Annotated in this window: 19 protein-coding genes; 14 read left to right on the top strand and 5 right to left on the bottom strand. The window is 69.8% G+C overall.

All coding sequences use genetic code 11. The features are described from left to right. Positions 1 to 16: 16 nt before the first annotated feature. The 8 genes from ASD11_RS00535 to ASD11_RS00570 all read left to right on the top strand — a co-directional run bounded on the left by ASD11_RS00535 (position 17) and on the right by ASD11_RS00570 (position 7,914). Positions 17 to 385, top strand: a complete 369-nt coding sequence (locus ASD11_RS00535) for a VOC family protein (RefSeq protein WP_056281814.1) — start codon at positions 17 to 19, stop codon at positions 383 to 385. A 90-nt stretch (positions 386 to 475) separates the two neighbouring features. Continuing rightward, positions 476 to 2,803, top strand: coding sequence for an FdhF/YdeP family oxidoreductase (locus ASD11_RS00540; RefSeq protein ID WP_082554067.1), 2,328 nt, complete (start codon positions 476 to 478; stop codon positions 2,801 to 2,803). After that, positions 2,794 to 3,615 (top strand): formate dehydrogenase accessory sulfurtransferase FdhD, encoded by an 822-nt coding sequence (gene fdhD / locus ASD11_RS00545; protein ID WP_082554068.1) that lies wholly within the window; start codon positions 2,794 to 2,796, stop codon positions 3,613 to 3,615. Before ASD11_RS00540 ends, fdhD begins: the two co-directional genes overlap by 10 nt. A 40-nt stretch (positions 3,616 to 3,655) precedes the next feature. Further along, entirely contained in the window at positions 3,656 to 4,441 is a 786-nt protein-coding gene (locus tag ASD11_RS00550; protein WP_056281817.1) for a tyrosine-protein phosphatase, read from the top strand. Next, positions 4,438 to 5,616, top strand: coding sequence for an acyl-CoA dehydrogenase family protein (locus tag ASD11_RS00555; protein ID WP_056281821.1), 1,179 nt, complete (start codon positions 4,438 to 4,440; stop codon positions 5,614 to 5,616). Before ASD11_RS00550 ends, ASD11_RS00555 begins: the two co-directional genes overlap by 4 nt. A gap of 28 nt (positions 5,617 to 5,644) precedes the next feature. Then, positions 5,645 to 6,253, top strand: coding sequence for a TetR/AcrR family transcriptional regulator (locus tag ASD11_RS00560; RefSeq protein ID WP_056281824.1), 609 nt, complete (start codon positions 5,645 to 5,647; stop codon positions 6,251 to 6,253). 76 nt (positions 6,254 to 6,329) lie between these two features. Continuing rightward, entirely contained in the window at positions 6,330 to 7,088 is a 759-nt protein-coding gene (locus tag ASD11_RS00565; protein WP_056281828.1) for a transmembrane-type terpene cyclase, read from the top strand. Position 7,089: 1 nt separating this feature from the next. After that, positions 7,090 to 7,914, top strand: coding sequence for a hypothetical protein (locus ASD11_RS00570; RefSeq protein ID WP_056281831.1), 825 nt, complete (start codon positions 7,090 to 7,092; stop codon positions 7,912 to 7,914). Between the two features lie 81 nt (positions 7,915 to 7,995). On the opposite strand, the gene ASD11_RS00575 is transcribed toward ASD11_RS00570, so the two are convergent. The 3 genes from ASD11_RS00575 to ASD11_RS00585 are packed head-to-tail and all read right to left on the bottom strand — an operon-like array spanning position 7,996 to position 9,540. After that, entirely contained in the window at positions 7,996 to 8,619 is a 624-nt protein-coding gene (locus ASD11_RS00575; RefSeq protein WP_056281832.1) for a TetR/AcrR family transcriptional regulator, read from the bottom strand. A gap of 4 nt (positions 8,620 to 8,623) precedes the next feature. After that, on the bottom strand, positions 8,624 to 8,926 hold the full coding sequence (locus ASD11_RS00580) for a cytochrome C oxidase subunit IV family protein (protein WP_056281836.1): 303 nt from the start codon (positions 8,924 to 8,926) through the stop codon (positions 8,624 to 8,626). A gap of 2 nt (positions 8,927 to 8,928) precedes the next feature. Further along, positions 8,929 to 9,540, bottom strand: coding sequence for a cytochrome c oxidase subunit 3 (locus ASD11_RS00585; RefSeq protein WP_056281837.1), 612 nt, complete (start codon positions 9,538 to 9,540; stop codon positions 8,929 to 8,931). 116 nt (positions 9,541 to 9,656) lie between these two features. Here ASD11_RS00585 and ASD11_RS00590 point away from each other — a divergent pair, with 116 nt between their 5' ends. From ASD11_RS00590 to ASD11_RS00600, 3 genes are read left to right on the top strand one after another with little or no spacing between them, the layout of a single operon-like run. Then, positions 9,657 to 10,433, top strand: coding sequence for a hypothetical protein (locus ASD11_RS00590; protein ID WP_056281840.1), 777 nt, complete (start codon positions 9,657 to 9,659; stop codon positions 10,431 to 10,433). 9 nt (positions 10,434 to 10,442) lie between these two features. Continuing rightward, a complete protein-coding gene (locus tag ASD11_RS00595; RefSeq protein ID WP_056281843.1) occupies positions 10,443 to 11,180 on the top strand; it encodes a hypothetical protein in 738 nt (245 codons plus the stop codon). Beyond that, positions 11,177 to 12,760 (top strand): phytoene desaturase family protein, encoded by a 1,584-nt coding sequence (locus ASD11_RS00600; protein ID WP_056281846.1) that lies wholly within the window; start codon positions 11,177 to 11,179, stop codon positions 12,758 to 12,760. The genes ASD11_RS00595 and ASD11_RS00600 overlap by 4 nt, the downstream gene beginning before the upstream one ends. A gap of 13 nt (positions 12,761 to 12,773) precedes the next feature. Here the strand turns inward: ASD11_RS00600 and ASD11_RS00605 are convergent, their stop codons facing one another. After that, positions 12,774 to 13,331: a TetR/AcrR family transcriptional regulator gene (locus tag ASD11_RS00605; RefSeq protein ID WP_156464514.1), complete on the bottom strand. Its 558-nt coding sequence runs from the start codon at positions 13,329 to 13,331 to the stop codon at positions 12,774 to 12,776. 34 nt (positions 13,332 to 13,365) lie between these two features. Then, on the bottom strand, positions 13,366 to 14,070 hold the full coding sequence (locus ASD11_RS00610; RefSeq protein ID WP_056281850.1) for a hypothetical protein: 705 nt from the start codon (positions 14,068 to 14,070) through the stop codon (positions 13,366 to 13,368). A 118-nt stretch (positions 14,071 to 14,188) separates the two neighbouring features. Between ASD11_RS00610 and ASD11_RS18780 the strand changes: the two genes are divergently transcribed. The 3 genes from ASD11_RS18780 (at position 14,189) to ASD11_RS00625 (ending at position 17,759) form a co-directional block, all read left to right on the top strand. After that, entirely contained in the window at positions 14,189 to 15,778 is a 1,590-nt protein-coding gene (locus ASD11_RS18780) for a phytoene desaturase family protein (protein ID WP_056281855.1), read from the top strand. A gap of 4 nt (positions 15,779 to 15,782) precedes the next feature. Beyond that, entirely contained in the window at positions 15,783 to 16,514 is a 732-nt protein-coding gene (locus ASD11_RS00620) for a hypothetical protein (protein ID WP_056281856.1), read from the top strand. A 75-nt stretch (positions 16,515 to 16,589) separates the two neighbouring features. Then, the gene (locus tag ASD11_RS00625) at positions 16,590 to 17,759 is read left to right on the top strand and encodes a phosphotransferase (protein ID WP_056281859.1); all 1,170 of its coding nucleotides are present in this window, start codon (positions 16,590 to 16,592) and stop codon (positions 17,757 to 17,759) included. Positions 17,760 to 17,786 lie beyond the last annotated feature (27 nt).

A 17,786-nucleotide genomic window follows, 5' to 3' on the forward strand; every position in this document is an offset into this window, starting at 1 on the left:
CGAAGGAGCCATACCCATGCCGGTCACCGGTCCCGACTTCATCTCCCTCCAGGCGCGCGACCTCGGCGCCTCGCAGGCGTTCTACGAGCAGTACCTCGGCCTGGTCCGCTCGCCGGCCGGGCCGCCCCACGCGGTGGTGTTCCAGACCGAGCCCATCGCCTTCGCCCTGCGGGACCTCGTGCCCGGCACCGACCTCTCGTCCGTGTCCCAGCCCGGCATCGGTGCCGCGCTGTGGTTCCACGCCACCGGCGTCCAGGAGATCCATGACGCGCTCCTCGCCGACGGGCACACGATCGTGGCCGAGCCGGTGGACGGGCCCTTCGGGCGGACCTTCACCTTCGCCGACCCCGACGGGTACCACGTGACGCTCCACGACCGGGCCTGAGCGCGGGGCGCTCGTGACTGCGATCACGCTCGGCGGCTCCGCGACGTAGGGTTGGATCGGCGGCGTCCCCACGGCCCCCAGGAGGCTCGCATGACGGATCGTTCCACGCGTCCTACGGACGACCGGGTCGAGGCCCCGGGCTTCGGCACGGCCGACGAGAGCACGCTCGAGGTGCACGGGCCCAAGGAGGCGGCCGCCGGCGTGACGGCCGTCCGGGTGGCCATGCAGCGGACCGTCGGCCACATGGGCGCGGCCCGCTCGGCCCAGGCGCTGCTGAAGCTCAACCAGGCCGACGGCTTCGACTGCATGAGCTGCGCCTGGCCCGACCCCGACCCCGACCACCGGCACTCCGCCGAGTTCTGCGAGAACGGCGCGAAGGCCGTGGCGGAGGAGGGCACCAAGGCCCGTGCCACGCCCGAGTTCTTCGCCCGTCACTCCGTGGCCGACCTCGACTCCCACGACGAGCACTGGCTGGGACAGGCCGGGCGGATCACTCACCCCATGGTGAAGCGGCCCGGGGCCACGCACTACGAGCCGATCGAGTGGGACGACGCGTTCACGCTCGTGGCCCAGGAGCTCGATGCGCTCGACTCGCCCGACGAGGCCGTCTTCTACACCTCCGGCCGGGCCTCCAACGAGGCTGCCTTCGTCTACCAGCTGTTCGTCCGGGCCCTCGGCACCAACAACCTGCCGGACTGCTCCAACATGTGCCACGAGTCCACGAGCGTGGCGCTGGGGGAGTCCATCGGCATCGGCAAGGGCAGCGTGAGCCTGCGCGACCTCTACGACGCCGAGCTCATCGTGATCGCCGGGCAGAACCCAGGCACCAACCACCCGCGCATGCTGTCCGCGCTGGAGACGGCCAAGCGGCGCGGGGCGAAGATCATCTCGATCAACCCGCTGCGCGAGGCCGGCCTGGTGAACTTCCGCAACCCGCAGAAGCCGCGAGGTGTGGTGGGCGGCGGCACCGATCTCGCCGACCTGTTCCTGCCCATCAAGGTCAACGGCGACCTGGCCCTGTTCCAGGCGCTCGGCTCGCTCCTCGTGGAGTGGGACGCGCTCGACCACGACTTCATCGCCGAGCACACGCAGGGCTTCGAGGCCTGGGCGGAGCACGTGCGCGCCGTCGACTGGGACGTCGTGGAGCGGGCCACCGGGCTGAGCCGCGCGCAGGTGGTCGAGGCCGCGGAGATGATCCGGGACTCCAAGGCCACCATCTACTGCTGGGCCATGGGTCTCACGCAGCACCGCAACTCCGTGGCCACGGTCAAGGAGGTCGTGAACCTCGCGCTCGTGCGCGGCGACATCGGCAAGCGCGGCGCCGGGGTCTGTCCCGTGCGCGGGCACTCCAACGTCCAGGGCGACCGCACCATGGGCATCTACGAGAAGCCCGACGAGGAGCTGCTCGACGCCCTGCAGGCCGAGTTCGGCTTCGAGCCCCCGCGCAGGCACGGACTCGACGTCGTCGACTCCATCCGCGCCATGCGCGACGGCAAGGTCAAGGTCTTCGTGGGTCTCGGCGGCAACTTCCTGCACGCTGCGCCCGACACCGCCGTCACGGCCGAGGCGTTGCGCGGCACGTCCCTGACCGTCCAGATCTCCACCAAGATCAACCGCTCGCACCTCGTCACGGGTGGGACGGCGCTCATCCTGCCCACCATGGGACGCACCGAGAAGGACGTGACCGAGGCCGGCGAGCAGTTCGTCACGGTCGAGGACTCCATGTCGTCGGTCCACTCGTCGCGGGGCGTGCTGGACCCGGCTTCGGAGCACCTGCGCAGCGAGGTGGCCATCGTGGCCGGCCTGGCCCGCGCCGCGCTACGCGAGTCCGACGGCACCGACCGTCACGGCATCGGGTGGGACGACATGGCGGTGGACTACGACGTCGTCCGCGACCACGCCTCCCGGGTCGTCCATGGCTTCGGCGACTTCAGCGCGCGGGCCGACCGGCCCGGCGGGTTCGTCCTGCCGCACCCTCCGCGCGACTCACGGACGTTCCGGACGGCGAGCGGGAAGGCCGAGATCGCGGTGTCGCCCATGGACGTGCTGCACGTCCCTGAGGGCCACCTCGTGCTGCAGACCCTGCGGAGCCACGACCAGTACAACACCACCATCTACGGGTTCTCCGACCGTTACCGCGGGATCGAGGGCGGGCGCCGGGTCGTGTTCGTGCACCGTGACGACATCTTCGCGCTGGGCCTGGAGGACGGCGACCACGTCGATCTCCACGCCGTGTGGGACGACGACCGCGAGCGTGTGGCGCCGCGGTTCCGCGTCGTCGCCTACGAAACCCCGCGGGGATCGGCGGCGGCCTACTACCCCGAGACCAACCCGCTCGTGCCGCTCGACTCGGTGGCGGTGGGCAGCAACACGCCCACCTCCAAGTCCGTCATCGTCCGGCTCGTCCCGTGCGCCTGACGGGATCGAGCCCGGCCACCCCGCTCCGTGTCAGCGCCGACGGATCCGCCGCGCGCGCCGACGTGCTGGCGGTGGAGGCCCCGCTCGAGATCCGTGTCAACGGGCGCGGGTATGCGGTCACGATGCGGACCCCCGGAGACGACCTCGACCTCACGGCCGGGTTCTTGCTCTCCGAAGGGGTCCTGCGCGGCGCTGCCGACCTCGGCGCCGTGCTGCGACCGGAGGACGCGGAGGGCGACGTCGTGGACGCCGAGGTCTCCGGACCGGGAGCGCTCGTCGCGATGGACCGCCAGCGCCACGTCTACACCTCCAGCTCGTGCGGGGTGTGTGGGCTGGCCTCCATCGATGCCGTCGCCACCACCTCGCACTTCAGCCCCGTCGCCGACACCGTCACGGTGTCGGCGCAGGTGCTGGCGAGCCTTCCGGACCTGCTCCGCTCCGGGCAGGAGCTCTTCGACGAGACGGGCGGCGTGCACGCGGCCGGCCTCTTCGGCGCCGACGGCTCCGTGCTGGCGGTCCGCGAGGACGTGGGGCGCCACAACGCGGTCGACAAGGTCGTGGGGTGGGCGCTGCGCGACGGGCGGGTGCCGCTCACGCGCCACGTCCTGCAGGTGTCGGGCCGGGTCTCCTTCGAGCTCGTCCAGAAGGCCGCCATGGCAGGCATCCCGGTCATCGCGGCTGTCAGCGCGCCCTCCTCGCTGGCCGTCGACCTGGCCGAGGCCCTTGGCGTGACCGTCGTCGGCTTCTCGCGTGGATCGTCCTTTAACGTCTACGCCGGTCCCGAACGGGTGGTGGGCGGCCTCCGCCCATAATTTATGAGATCGACTGTCCACTAATGGTTATAGTCGGTGCGTGAGTGCTTCCACGCCGCGCGGGACAGGTCGGCGCATCCCCGTCGAGAGCACCTTCAACCTGCGTGACGTCGGCGGCTACCCCGTCGGTGGCGACGCCGTGGTCGCTCGGGGCCGGCTGTTCCGCTCGGACCTGCCCGGCCCGGCGTCCGACCGGCTCGGCGAGCTCACGGCGCTGGGGCTGCGGACCATCGTGGACCTGCGCTCGGACGGCGAGCGCGAGAAGCGTCCGTCGGTCGCCGCATCGCTCCCGGGTGTGACGGCTGTCCACGGGCACGTGGGAGTCGGGCTGCTGGTGATCGAGGAGCCGGCGCTGCGGGTCTCGTTGCCCGTGCTGTACGAGGCCGCGCTCCGGCGGCTCGGGCCCGAGATCGGCCGGGCGGTCTCCGCCCTCGCCGGTCCGGACGCGCTGCCCGCCCTCGTGCACTGCACGGCCGGCAAGGACCGGACCGGTCTCGTCGTGGCCCTCGTCCTGAGTGCCCTGGGCGTGAGCGACGAGCTCGTCGCCGCCGACTACGCCGTCACCCAGGATCTCCTGACGCCGGAGTTCTTCGCGACGATCGACCTCTCGACGCACGTGCCCGACGGGCAGGCCGACGTCACGGCGCTGCACGGGGCGGATGCGTCGGCCATGCTCGCGTCCCTGGCCGCCGTGCGCGACATGGCCGGCAGCGCGCGGGAGTACCTGCTGCGCCACGGCGTCGGCGCCGAGGACCTTGCGCGGCTCGAGCGCCAGCTCGTGGTGCCCCGAGACGACACCTCCCCATCGAAGGACGAGCACGCATGACCACGACGAGCCCCGCCCCCAGCCCGCTCACCACGCCGGAGGAGCAGCAGGCGCTGCGCTCGGCCGTGCGCTCCATCGCGAGCGGCTTCGGGCCCGCGTACTTCCAGGAGCAGGTGGACACCGGCGGCAACGCCCAGGAGCTCTGGGACGCTCTGGCGGCAGGAGGCTTCCTCGGCGTCCACCTCCCCGAGGAGCACGGCGGAGGAGGCTACGGCCTCACCGAGATCGCGATGGTCGTCGAGGAGACGGCACGAGCCGGCGTCCCCGCACTCTCGATCCTGTTCTCTCCCGGCGTCGGCGGCACGATCATCGACCGCAGCGCCACGGCGGAGCAGAAGGCGCGCTGGATGCCCGGCCTGGCCACGGGCCGCGAACGATGGTCCTTTGCGATCACCGAGCCCGATGCGGGCTCCAACGCCCACCGCATCGCCACGACCGCCGAGCGCGACGGCGACCACTACGTGCTGAACGGCGAGAAGCACTACATCACCGGCGTCGAGAGCGCCTCGAAGATCATGGTCGTGGCGCGAACCGGCCAGGACGAGCAGACCGGCCGGGGCCGGTTGTCCGTGCTGGTCGTCGACGCCGACGCTCCCGGCCTGACTCGCACCCGCATCCGGACGGTCATGAACCAGCCCGAGCAGAGCTGGCAGCTCTTCTTCGACGACGTCCGGGTGCCCGTGGAGGACCGGGTCGGGGACGAGGGTCAGGGCCTGGCCGTGGCGTTCACCGGGCTGAACACCGAGCGCATCCTGGCGGGCTCCATCTGCACCGGCATCGGACGCTACGCGCTGGACCGGGCCACGCAGTACGTACGGGAGCGGGAGGTCTGGGGGGTGCCCATCGGGTCCCACCAGGCGGTGGCACACCCGCTCGCCGCGGCCCACATCCACCTCGAGGCCGCGGTGCACATGATCGACGTCGCGTGTGCCCGCTACGACCAGGGGCTCGAGGTGGGGGAGCGGGCCAACATCGCCAAGTACCTCGGCGCGGAGTCCGGCCTGCGGGCCCTCGACGCCGCGATCTCGGTGCACGGTGGCAACGGAGTGGCCGTCGACTTCCACCTCGCCACGTACTTCTGGATCGTGCGGATGCTCAACATGGGGCCGGTCTCCAAGGAGATGATCCTGAACTTCGTGGCCGAGCGGAGCCTTGGGCTCCCGCGTTCCTACTGAGGCGCGGCCAGGTGCCTAGACTGCGGCGATGACCACCTCCCCGCCCCGACGTCCTCGCCGTTCGTCGGCGCAGGTGCGCGCCCTCGTGCTGGCGGCGGCGGTCGACGTGTTCGCAGAGAAGGGCCTGGCGGGAGCCACCACCCGGGAGATCGCCGAGCGCGCGGGGGTCGGAGAGCCCACCATGTTCCGCATCTACGGCAGCAAGGAGCGGATCTTCGAGGCCGCGGTCCTCGCCCCGTTCGACGTCTTCATCGAGGCGTTCACGGAGCGCTGGCTGGCGGCGCCGCTCCCCGGCGGCGAGCCGGCCGACGTGCTGGCCCAGTTCGTGTCCGAGCTGCACCGGCTCGTGGGTGAGAACCGGGCGCTCTTCGCCGCGGTGGCGGGCACGGACCAGCTCGGGGCAGGACTGCAGCGGGCACTCGGTCGGCTGGAGCAGGTGGGCGACGCGATCGCCGAGACGCACGACCTGGTGTTCGACGTCCCGGTAGCCGTGCGCATCGCGATGGTGGCGGTCACGGCCACGACGCTCGTGGAGGGGTCGGTGTTCCCCGAGGAGCAGCGGGGCCAGCGCATGCTCGACGAGCTCACGCGCATGCTGGTCGGCGCAACGCTGCACCGGCCCGACCGGACTTTGTGAGAAGACTCTTCCCAAAAGGTGTGACCCAGGCTACTCTGCCTAGAGAGTGAACACTCTCTACATGCGAGGAGCCAGCATGCTGTCCGACGTTTCGAGCCCCGGAGCGGTCTTCGACGCGCTCGACGAGCACACCGTCCCGGTCATGGTGCTGTGCACCGTGGCGATGATCGGCAACTACATCTGGTTCATCTCGGCGTACCGGACCGCCAAGCGCGACCGGACCTACCCCATCCCGGTCTTCCTGCTCTTCTTCTGGTTCGCGCACGACTCTTCCTTCGTGCTGAAGTTCGACACGTGGTTCAACACCTACGACCACTGGTTCCCCAAGCTCTTCTGGGCCCTCATCACGCTCACCGTCGTCTCCGAGATCATCTTCATAGCGCAGACGGTGAAGTACGGCAAGGAGGAGCTGGCCCCCCGGGTCACCGAGTGGCAGTGGCGGCTCGGACTCCTGGGCGGTTGCGCGGCGATGTTCGTCGCGTGGGCCTGGCTCAAGCAGTCCATGGACGACCCGATCTACCTCGACATCTTCGCCCTGACGGTCCTGAGCTACCCCGGCGTGGCGATCATGACGCTCCTGCGCCGCCGGACGCGTCGCGGCATGTCCATGACGATGTGCGGCGGCTTCCTCATGATGACCGTCTTCTACTTCGGTGCGTCGTCGTTCCTCTTCGGACCCGACTTCCAGTCCACGACCTACTACCTCGTGGGCGGCGCCTCCCTGGCGATGGCCCTCGCCATGACGTGGCTGACGTGGCGCATGCCGGAGTACGTGCCGGAGGCGGGGCCCGACGCCGGCCGCGCGACCGAGCCTGCCGTGGCGGGGCGGGTCTGACATGACGCTCACCGCAGAGACTCCCGTGCCGGTCGCGACGACCCGCCTGCGCTCGCGCACCCGCACGTCCCGCATCGTCCAGAAGGCCTGCATCTGGGCCGGCCCGGTGATGGGCGCGCTCTTCGTCCTCGGGTTCGTCGTGGCTGGGTTCTTCCCGCCGCCGTCGCCGGACCAGAGCCCCGCCGAGGTGGCGGCGATGATCGACGCGGACCGCACGGCGATCCGCATCGGCATCGTCATCTGTCTCGCGTCGTGCACGCTGCTCATGCCGTTCTTCACCGCGTTCACCATCCAGATGCTGCGCATCGAGAGGTCGCGGCCGATCCTGGCCTACACGCAGCTGGCGCTCGGAGCCCTCGCCACGATCGAGTTCGTGATCCCCTACGTCTTCATGCTCGTGTCCACGTTCCGCGTCGGGCAGGACCCGGCCGTGACGCAGGCCCTGTTCGACATCAGCTGGTTCTTCTTCCTCGGCGTCATCAGCACGTTCGTGCTCCAGCTCGCGATCTTCGGCGTGGCCGTGCTCATCGACGCCCGCACCGAGCCGATCTTCCCGCGCTGGCTCGGCTACCTGAACCTGTGGCTCTCGCTCATGTTCACGCCCGCGAGCTTCCTGGTCTTCTTCAAGACCGGCCCGCTCGCCTGGAACGGTGCGTTCGTGTGGTGGCTCCCCGTGACCGCGTTCCTGGTGTGGTTCTTCCCCAACTTCGTGTGCCTCCTGCGCGCGGTGGACCAGGACGGCGAGGAGCCGTTCGCCCTCGACGAGGACCTGCGCTCCGAGGTGGCCGAGCTGCGCCGCCTGGTCGAGGCCCTTCCCGCCCGCTGACAAGTTGCGCGGTGAGTTAGCGTCCGTTCAGGCCTGCAAGCGGGGTCGAAACGGACGCCAGGTCACCCCCTGACCGACGTATCAGGGCTCGACGGTGAGGCCGTGGAGCAGGACCTGGGTGACGTGCTCGGCGATCTGGCGCGAGCCCGCCACGGGTGCCCCGGGGACCGGGAAGATCTCGTAGATGCCGCGGAAGTTGGCCAGTCCGTAGGACAGAGAGAACACCGTGGCGGCCGCGGCGTTGACGTCGGCGTCGGGAAGGGCGTCGGCGATGGCCGTGCTGAAGACCCCGATCGCGTCGTGGAAGACGGTGTGGAAGAGGCTTTGCGGCTCGTCGGAGTGCGGGCTCAGGAGCTCACGGTTGAGCAACAGGCGGAAGGTCTCGTCGTTCACGAGGTTGTCGACCCACCACTCGATCACGCCCGTCAGGCGGTCCCGTGCCGAGAGCGAGCCGTCGAGCAGGCCGTCGGGCAGTGCCGCTCGGCGGGCGAGGACGCGCTGCAGCACCACCTGGTAGAGCTCGTCCTTGCCGGCGAAGTGGTGGTACAGCGCACCCGTGGCCACGCCGCTCGCGATGGCCAGCTGCTTGGTGGTCACGGCCTCGAAGCCGTGCTGGGCGAACAGCGACGCCGCGGCGTCGAGGATCTTCTCCTCGGTCGCCGCGGCGCGCAGCTGCTGGGGACGAGGCCGTGAGCGTGAGGTCACGCGCTCAGCCTGCCAGGTAGAACCCGGTGACGACGCAGAAGACCACGAGGCAGTAGGCCTCGATGATGGCCCGCAGCACCAGCGGAGCGTCCTTGAGCTCCATGAAGTAGAGCCCGATGAAGCGGATCTTGACGAACGCGACGGCCAGGATGATGAGGCTCGCAGCGGTGTGGTTCTCGATGCCGCCGTGGTCGGTGCCGAGGGCCCAGGAGACCACGGTGGCCACGATGAGGAAGAGCCACACGACGGTGGACGAGGACTTGAGCAGGTCGGCCGGACGGTCGGCCGAGACGGTGTGCACGGACATGGTCACCTCACCAGGAAGATCAGGGGGAACAGGACGATCCAGAGCAGGTCGACCATGTGCCAGAAGCACGCGCCGCCCTCGAAGAAGGAGTACTGGTTCTTGGTCATCTCGGGCTTCTGGCTCAGCTTGTAGAGCACCACGAGGACGACCAGGCCGATGACCAGGTGGAACGCGTGCAGGCCGGTGAGCACGAAGTAGTACATGAAGAAGTCGCTCGTCTGCGGCGTGATGTCGTGCTGGATCTTCTCGGTGTACTCGAGGATCTTGATGGCCAGGAAGCCCGCGCCGCAGAGCCAGGCCGCGGCGATGAGCCGGGGCGCGAGGTGACGCTGCGTCGTCGACTGCACGGCGCGCATGGCCAGCACCACGAAGAGCGAGCTCACGAGCAGCAGGGCGGTGTTGATCGCACCGAAGTTCTGGTTGAGCTCGGCCTGGTCCCTCGCGAAGCCGTCCGGGTCGCCGATCCGCGACTGCAGGAACACGGAGAAGAAGACGGCGAAGACCGTCATGTCTCCGAAGATGAAGATCCAGGTCCCCTCCTCGCCGGGGATCCGCTTGACCTTCTTGGGTGCCTCCGTGTCGTCGGGCGGTGGTGCGGTTCCCAGGGACGCCATTTTTCAGACCTTCTCTCTCACAAGTATTAAAACCGAGCGTTCAGTCTGATACTTTATGGCCCAGGTCACATCCACGGCAAGGTTTTCCTGCCACGAGTTCTCACAAAGGAGTCGCCATGAGCGCGACCGTCAGTCGTTTCTCCGAGACGAGCCAGCGAGCGATCCTCTGGTGGGGCATCGGCCTCGCGGTCATCTACGCGCTCGCTCTGATCTTCCTGCTGCAGCAGGTCCCCACGAAGAACCCGGAGTGGAGCGCCCAGCAGGTGGCGGACTGGTACTCCGAGAACAACGACAAGATCAAGTGGGGCGCGGTCATCTCCGGCTGGACCGGCGCCTTCATGATGCCGATCCTCGCTGTCGTGGCCATCCAGATGGCCCGCGTCGAGACCGGCGGCGCCAAGATCTGGAGCGCCCTGTCGCTCGTGAGCGGTGCGCTCATGTCGATCTGGCTCATGCTGCCGCCCATCTTCTGGGGCACGGCCGCCTACACGCAGGACCGCGTGGACCCCGAGGTCACGACCGTGATGCACGAGCTCGGCACGCTGACCCTCGTGACGACGGACCAGTACTACATCTTCCTCTGGATCGGCATCTCCGTGCTGTGCTTCCGCTCCGCGACGGCCCTCGTGCCCAACAACCCGTTCCCGCGCTGGTGGGGCTACCTCTCGCTCTGGATCACCCTCATGTTCGAGGCCGGCGCGTTCGCCTTCATCCCGCGCACGGGCCCGCTCGCCTGGGACGGACTCCTCGTCTTCTGGTCGCCGCTCTCGCTGTTCGGGGTCTGGATCTCCATCCAGAGCTGGCTCATCTTCCGCGCGCTGCGTGGGCAGGCCCAGGCCAAGCTCGACGGCACCGAGCCCGAGCTCGAGCCCTCGACCATCTCGGTCCTCTGACGTCGAGCCATGTATGACCCGCAGACGATCCTGAGCGCGATCGACGACCACCCTGTCCCGATCCTGCTGGGCTTCGGCCTGGCCATGGTGCTGCAGAACGTCGCGATGGTGACTGCCGTCGTGATGACGCGGCGGGAGGGGTGGATCTCCATCCCCCTGCCGTGCACGTTCCTGTGGCTCGCCCACGACCTGAGCGTGGTGGCGCGGTTCGACACGTGGTTCAACACCTACGACCACTGGTTCCTCAAGCTCTTCTGGCTGGGTCTCCTGAGCGCGTTCCTGCTCGAGCTCGTCTTCATGACGCAGGCCATGCGGGTGGGCCGCAAGGAGTACCTGCCCAACGGCTCGCAGGCCCAGTGGAACGCGCTCCTGTGGGGCGGTGCTGCACTCTTCGTGCTCTGCTGGGAGTACCAGACGACGGTCTGGGACGACCCGCTCCACCAGGCCTTGGCGTCGACGACGATGTACGTCATCCCGCTCGCCGTGGTTCCGCTCGTCCTGCGTCGGCGCTCGGCCGTGGCGCAGTCACCTGTCATCTACGCCTGCTTCGCCGGGATGGTCATCCTCTGGTGGGCGGTCACGATGGGCGCCTACGGCGAGGGCTTCAGGACGTGGCAGTACCTGGCGTCCGGCGTGGTCGCGTTCGGCACGCTCACCGGGCTCTCGGTCTGGATCCACCGGCTCCGCGCGGCCGGACCTCCACCGGAGCCTGACCTCGAACGCGTGCCGGCAGCGGTGCGGTCATGAACGAGGTCTTCGACTACGTGGTGGCGGGCGGCGGGCACAACGGGCTCGCCGCCGGCGCCACGCTCGCCCAGGCGGGGCGATCGGTGTGCGTGCTGGAGCGGCTCGAGATCCCGGGTGGACTCTCCGCCAGCCACGCGTACCTCCCCGAGGCGCCCGCGCACCTCCTGAGCCTCGGCGCGATGGACGACATGTTCATGGCGCAGACCCCGCTCGCCCGTGAGATGGGGCTGGCCCGGCACGGGTACGACACCATCCCGCTCGACCATCCGTACGGCTGGGTGGACGAGGAGGGCGAGACCCTCCTGCTCTGGCACGACGTCCGCAGGGCCGTCCGCGAGATCCAGCACTTCTCGCGGCACGACGCCCGCGTCTACGAGGAGCTGCAGGGACCCATGAACTGGGTCATGGACCTCGTCGACGTGCTGTTCGTCCAGCACCCCTCGGCCTGGGGGCCCAAGGACTTCGTGAAGTACCTCCTCAAGCACCGCCCCGACAGGGCGACGCGGCGGTTCCTCGGCAGCCTGGCCACGGACAACGCCTTCGAGTGGATCTCCGAGACCTTCGAGTCCGACGCGATGCGCGGACTGTGGGCGTACTGGACGAGCATGATCGGGCCGTCCGACGCGATCGGCAGCGGCGCCTACGTGCTGGGGTTCGCCGGTGTCCACCGCGGCCCCGGCGTGCTGCGTCCGCGTGGCGGGATGAGCAACCTCGTCGGAGCGATGCGCGGGGTCCTCGAGACGAACGGCGGTGAGCTCCGCCTGGACGCGCCGGTGGAGCGGATCGTCGTCGAGGACGGGCGCGCGGTCGCCGTGCGGCTGGCCGACGGGTCCACCGTCTCCGCCCGCCACGGCGTGCTGTCCAACCTGGCTCCGCAGACCACCTTCGGATCGCTCGTGCCGCCCGAGGCCCTCACCCGGACCGAGCGCAACCGGGTGGCGATGGTGCCCTCCAGCTCGATCAACGTGGCCGCGTTCAAGATCGACCTCGCGGCCTCCGGTCGGGTGGGGTTCCCCGCCGCCGAGCGCCGCCGGGCGCTGCGTGACGACGCCGACGTCCGCAAGGCCACGCTGATGACCGGCACGCTCGAGGACCACGTGGCGCAGATGAACGCCCTGCGGGTGGGTCTCAACGTGGAGGACCCGCCGGTCTACATGGCCGTGCTCTCCGCCGCCGACCCGTCGATCGCGCCCGAGGGCGGGGACGTCCTGTACCTGCACTCCAACGTGCCGCTGCGCCCTGACGGAGGCTGGGACACGGCCAAGGCCGCCTACGACAAGCAGGTCTTCGCCTCGGCCCAGAGGTTCCTCGACGTGGAGGGAGAGGTGGGCCGCGTGGTCACCACGCCGGCCGACTTCGAGGCCCGGTACGCCGCTCCCTCGGGTGCGTTCTTCCACGTCGACATGCTGGTCAACCGGTTGGGGAAGCTCCGCCCGGCCAAGGGCTTCGGCGGTTACGAGACGCCCGTCGAGGGTCTGTACCTCGCCGGCGCGGCCGCCCACCCCAGCGGCGGGGTCACCGGCTGGCCCGGACGACTGGCCGCGCAGCACGCCATGAGCCGCGAGTCGACAGGCTGCTGATCGGCCGGATCCGCTAGACCCGGAAGACCGAGGGGAGGGCGAAGGTCCGTAGCTCGCGGCGCAGCGTGGTGGGGTCGTCGGCGTCGCGCAGCGAGAAGGTGAGCACGCCCTGGAGCCAGCGGCCCGCCTCGTCGACGCTCACGCCGTCGCGCAGGAGTCCCGCCCGCACGCCCCGCTCGAGGAGCGGGTGCAGGCTCTGGGTGATGAGCGCCTGCACGGGGTAGGAGCCGCCGAAGACGGCCTGGACCTGCTCGGGAGTCAGCGCGGCCGAGAGCCGTGACAGCTCCGGGTCGTTGCCGGCGATCTCCACCGCGCGCGCCAAGAACTCCACGAGCGCCTCCGACGGGTCGTCTGCGTCGAGCTCGAAGGCGTCGATCTGCTCCTGAAGGTCCTCGCAGCACTGGATCATCGCCAGCTCGATGAGCTGCTCGCGTCCCGAGACGGTGTTGTAGACCGTCTGCCGGACCACGCCAGCCGCCCGCGCGACGTCGGTCATCGTGGTGCGCTCGACACCGTGCTGCGCGAACGCCTGCCGTGCCGCGCGCACGAGCGTCGCGGTGGCCTCGTCCATGCCAGCAGGGTAGTGCCGAGCGCCCGCGAGCACGTCAGGCAGCACGCCCCTCGCTCTCGATCTGGCGCGTGAGGCTGAGGTGCACCTGGTAGCTGAGCGTGCCCATCCAGATCGCGAACGCCGCGAGCGGGACGTAGATGCCGATGACGCCGTTCCAGGCGAAGGCGCCCTCCTTGAAGAACAGGACCATGCCGGCGGGGAGGATCAGCACGGCGGCCCACGCGGTGAGGTAGCCGAGCCAGCGGGGCAGGGCCGGCTCCGGGCGACGGTCGATGAAGATCGCGACGACGATGCAGACCATCTGCACGATGAGCGACCAGATGACCGTCACGAACAGGATCCAGCCGACGTCGTGGAGCGCCTCGGTGACCTCTGCCGACCGGTCGTCGAAACGGAAGGCGGCCGCCATCCAGACGCCGATCGGCGTGATGAACTCGAGCGAGAGCAGTCCGCACGAGACGAGCTGCACGGCGGCGAGCACCTTGGCCCCGTCGATGTGCCAGAGCACGTGGGCGATGGCGCCGGCCCACGTGACGAGGAGCGCCGAGGCCGCCATGACGATGACGAGCCCGATGCGGATGGCGGTGGTGTCGCCGGCGTAGAGGTCGCGGATCTCCTCGGCGCTGGCGCTCGGGGCCGACGGCGGGAACCAGCCCATCACGAAGATGAACGTCGCGAACCAGATGAGGACCATCGCGGGCCCGGTCCAGATGAGGTAGCGGTTGACGCGGGCTTCCATGACGGGCCTTCCTCGAGGTCGGCGCCGGACTGGACAGGGCGCCGTGTGCTGGGTCACACTAGCGAACAGGCGACAGATGTACAAACACTGTCGCATTGTCGTATCCGGAAGGACGTCCATGAGCCCCGCCGCACGCACGCCCGCTGCCTCCGCCACGTACGACTACGTGGTGGTCGGTGGTGGGCACAACGGATTGTCGGCCGCGTGCACGCTCGCGGAGGCTGGATCCTCCGTGGTGGTGCTGGAGCGTCGGCCCATCGTCGGAGGGCTCTCGGCGAGCCACGCCTACCTCCCCGAGGCGCCCGAGCACGTCCTGAGCCTGGGGGCCATGGACGACATGTTCATGTCGTGCACGTCGATCATCGACGACCTCGACCTGCGGGCCCACGGTCTGCGGACCAGCCCCGTCGAGGCGCCCTACGGCTGGCTCGGCCCCGAGGGCGAGACCCTCCTGCTCTTCTCCGACCTGGGCCGCACGCTCGATGAGGTGCGCCGGTTCTCGCCGGCCGACGCCCGGGCCTACGCCGAGCTGCAGCCCGCCCTGGCCTGGATCTTCGACGCCCTGCGGACGGTCATGCCGCGCCAGCTCTCGGACCTGCCCAAGGGGGAGATCGGGAAGCTGCTGCTGCGCCTGGCGCCCAGCAAGGCTGTCCGTCGTCGGCTCGGGCAGATCATGTCGAGCAACCTCGTCGACCTCATGGCCGACGTCTTCGAGTCCGACCAGATGCGCTCGCTCGCCACCTACTGGGGAAGCATGATCGGCCCCATCGACGCCGACGGGGGAGGGTTCTACTGCGTGGGCCTGGCCGCGGTCCACCAGGCGCCGGGCGTCCAGCGCCCCCGGGGCGGGATGGGCACGATCATGGGTGCGCTCGCCTCCAAGGCACGCTCCCACGGCGCCGACGTCCGGGTGGACGCCGACGTCGTGAACGTCGTGGTCTCGGGCAACCGGGCCACCGGCGTGCGCCTGGCCGACGGCACCGCGATCAGCGCTCGACGCGGCGTGCTCGCCGCGGTGGCGCCCCAGCTCATGTACGGAGGCCTCCTCGAGGAGGGCGTCGTCGACTCGGCGACCCGGGCCAAGGTGGCCACCATGCCCGCGAGCGGCAACAACATGGCCACGTTCAAGATCGACCTCGCCCTCTCGGGCCGGGCGCGGTTCGCCAAGGCCGACCGTCCTGACGGCTTCGACGTCCGGCGCACCTCGCTCATGACCGGCACGTTCGACGAGCAGCTCCAGCAGCTGGCCCTCGTCCGGCGCGGTGAGTCCCTGCCCTCCCCGCCGGTCTACATGGCGGTGCTGTCGGCGTCCGACGACTCGCTCGCCCCGCCGGGGCAGGAGGTGGTCTACCTCGCCTCCAACGTGCCGGCCCAGCCGGCCGGCGGGTGGGACCTGGCCAAGCCCGCGCTCTCCAAGGCCGTGATGTCGAGCGTCACGCAGCACCTCGACGGACTGGAGACCGAGATCGGCCGGGTGGAGACGAGCCCGGGCGACCTCATGGAGCTCTGGAACGTCCCCAACGGCTCGTACTTCCACGTGGACATGACGCCGCTGCGCCTGCTCGGCAACCGTCCGGCGCCCGGGCTCGGAGGATACGCCGGCCCCATCGAGGGCTACCTGCACGCGGGCGCGGGCTCCCACCCCGGCGGCGGCGTGAGCGGCTGGCCGGGACGCCTCGCGGCGCAGACCGCCCTGCGGGGGCGGTGACGCCGTGTACGACCCGGCCGACGTCATCGCGCGCATCAACGAGCCGTACGTCCCGCTGCTCGTCTTCACGGCCGTCGCCTGGATCGCCGGGTTCGTGCAGATCGTGCAGGGTTTCCGGGGTGGCCTTCGCGACGGCGTCCCTGCGGCGCCCATCGGCATGACGGCGTTCCTCCTGGCCCACGACGGCTCGTTCGCGCTCCGCTACGACTACTGGGTCAACGACGTCGGGACCTGGTACTTCACGCTGTTCTGGGTGGGCATGGTGATCTCCGTGGTCATCGAGCTGGCCATGGTGCGCCAGTTCCTGGTCCTGGGCCAGCCGCTCGTGGCACCGCACCTGCCTCGGTGGGTCTTCGTCGGCACCTACGTGCTGCTCCAGGTCTTCGCGTTCGCGGGCGTCTGGTGGCTCCAGTCGGTGCTCGACGACCCGCTCTACCTGGTGAGCCTCGCCGGGACCCAGGTCGTCGCCGTCGTCTTTCTCGTCCCCTGGATCCTCAACCGCGGCAACGCTCTGGGCCAGTCGCGTGCCTTCGCGTGGGCCACCGTGATCGGTCCCGGCGGGCTGGCCCTGGGGCTCTTCCCGGCCCTGTCGCCCGAGCTCTTCGACGACGCCCGCTACTGGTTCCTCGTGGCCTCGCTCGTCACCCTCTCGATCACGTACCTCGCGCTCCTCGAGCACCACCTCCGCGCCGACGAGCGGGACGCACAGTGGTCGCGGGTCGACGGGGGCGTGTGACGCGGGCCACACCGCGGGAGTAGCGTCGTCTCCCACAATGTTGAATGACATTCAACATCACGGACGAGGATGACGATGAACGCGAAGCTGAAGCTGGCCGGAAGTGCCCTCACCGTGGGAGCGGCGACGCTCCGTGACCGGGTCAGCCCGCCGACCCCGCGGACGGCTTCCGACATCCCGGCGAACGGTGTCTCCCTCAACAGGGAGTGGCTCACGGCCGTCCTGTGCGCGGACGTGCCCGGTGCCGAGGTGACCTCGTGGACCAGTCCCGGAGGGTCCAGCGGCACGTCCGAGCGCGCCGCGCTCCGCGTCGAGTACAACGCGGCCGGCCAGGCAGCAGGACTGCCCACCATCCTCTACACGAAGAGCACCAGCTCCTTCAGCCAGCGGCTGCTCCTCGGTGGTGCGGACGTGCTGCACGGCGAGACGCACTTCTACATGGACTACCGACCCGACCTGAAGATGGAGGCGCCGTCCGGATACTGGGGCGGAGCAGACCGTCGGACCGGTCGCAGCCTCGTGATCATGGATGACATCGCCGTGTCGAAGGGCGCCCGGTTCATCGACGCGACGGAGCCCCTCACGCGCGCGCAGGTGGAGGACGTGCTGGCCAACATGGCCGTCTACCACGGTGCCTGGTGGGACTCCCCGGCCCTGGCCAAGCTCAAGACGGCCAACGACCACTTCCACAACGTGGCCGACATGATCGACATGGGCGGTCGCTGTGCGGTGGGGATGACGCGGAGCGAGGACGTGCACCCGCCCGAGCTGCTGGGCCAAGCCGCGCGCCTGTGGGAGGGGACGGAGAAGAGCCTGCAGCTCCTGACCGACGCCACGCCCACGCTGCTGCACGGCGACAGCCACGTGGGACAGATGTACGTGACCGACGACGGCAGGATGGGGATCACCGACTGGCAGGCGACGCTGCGCGGCAGCTGGACCTACGACTTCGCGTACTTCGTGAGCTCGGCGTGCGAGCCCGAGGACCGACGGGCCTGGGAGGACGACCTGCTGAAGGACTACCTCGAGAAGCTCGAGGCCGCCGGCGGTCAGGCACCGACGTTCGAGGAGGCCAAGCTGGCCTACCGTCGCTCGCTCTTCTACCCGTACTCCGCGTGGGCGTTCACGATCGGCCGCGCCTGGTACCAGCCGCAGATGCAGACCGTGCCCGTGTGCCGCGCCATCCTGCACAGGATGTCGCACGCCATCCACGAGAACGACTCGTTCGAGGCCCTCGGCATCTGAGGCCACCCCTTCGCCCGAGCGACTGAG

This window comes from Aeromicrobium sp. Root495, from assembly GCF_001426755.1.
Classification (GTDB): Bacteria; Actinomycetota; Actinomycetes; order Propionibacteriales; family Nocardioidaceae; genus Aeromicrobium.

Coding starts and splice junctions, on each gene's coding strand:
- ASD11_RS00590 (WP_056281840.1), top strand. CDS start 9,657: ATGAGCGCGACCGTCAGTCGTTTCTCCGAGACGAGCCAGCGAGCGATC.
- ASD11_RS00560 (WP_056281824.1), top strand. CDS start 5,645: ATGACCACCTCCCCGCCCCGACGTCCTCGCCGTTCGTCGGCGCAGGTG.
- ASD11_RS00565 (WP_056281828.1), top strand. CDS start 6,330: ATGCTGTCCGACGTTTCGAGCCCCGGAGCGGTCTTCGACGCGCTCGAC.
- ASD11_RS00595 (WP_056281843.1), top strand. CDS start 10,443: ATGTATGACCCGCAGACGATCCTGAGCGCGATCGACGACCACCCTGTC.
- ASD11_RS00535 (WP_056281814.1), top strand. CDS start 17: ATGCCGGTCACCGGTCCCGACTTCATCTCCCTCCAGGCGCGCGACCTC.
- ASD11_RS00555 (WP_056281821.1), top strand. CDS start 4,438: ATGACCACGACGAGCCCCGCCCCCAGCCCGCTCACCACGCCGGAGGAG.
- ASD11_RS00625 (WP_056281859.1), top strand. CDS start 16,590: ATGAACGCGAAGCTGAAGCTGGCCGGAAGTGCCCTCACCGTGGGAGCG.
- ASD11_RS00585 (WP_056281837.1), bottom strand. CDS start 9,540: ATGGCGTCCCTGGGAACCGCACCACCGCCCGACGACACGGAGGCACCC.
- ASD11_RS00540 (WP_082554067.1), top strand. CDS start 476: ATGACGGATCGTTCCACGCGTCCTACGGACGACCGGGTCGAGGCCCCG.
- ASD11_RS18780 (WP_056281855.1), top strand. CDS start 14,189: ATGAGCCCCGCCGCACGCACGCCCGCTGCCTCCGCCACGTACGACTAC.
- ASD11_RS00600 (WP_056281846.1), top strand. CDS start 11,177: ATGAACGAGGTCTTCGACTACGTGGTGGCGGGCGGCGGGCACAACGGG.
- ASD11_RS00570 (WP_056281831.1), top strand. CDS start 7,090: ATGACGCTCACCGCAGAGACTCCCGTGCCGGTCGCGACGACCCGCCTG.
- ASD11_RS00580 (WP_056281836.1), bottom strand. CDS start 8,926: ATGTCCGTGCACACCGTCTCGGCCGACCGTCCGGCCGACCTGCTCAAG.
- ASD11_RS00610 (WP_056281850.1), bottom strand. CDS start 14,070: ATGGAAGCCCGCGTCAACCGCTACCTCATCTGGACCGGGCCCGCGATG.
- ASD11_RS00605 (WP_156464514.1), bottom strand. CDS start 13,331: ATGGACGAGGCCACCGCGACGCTCGTGCGCGCGGCACGGCAGGCGTTC.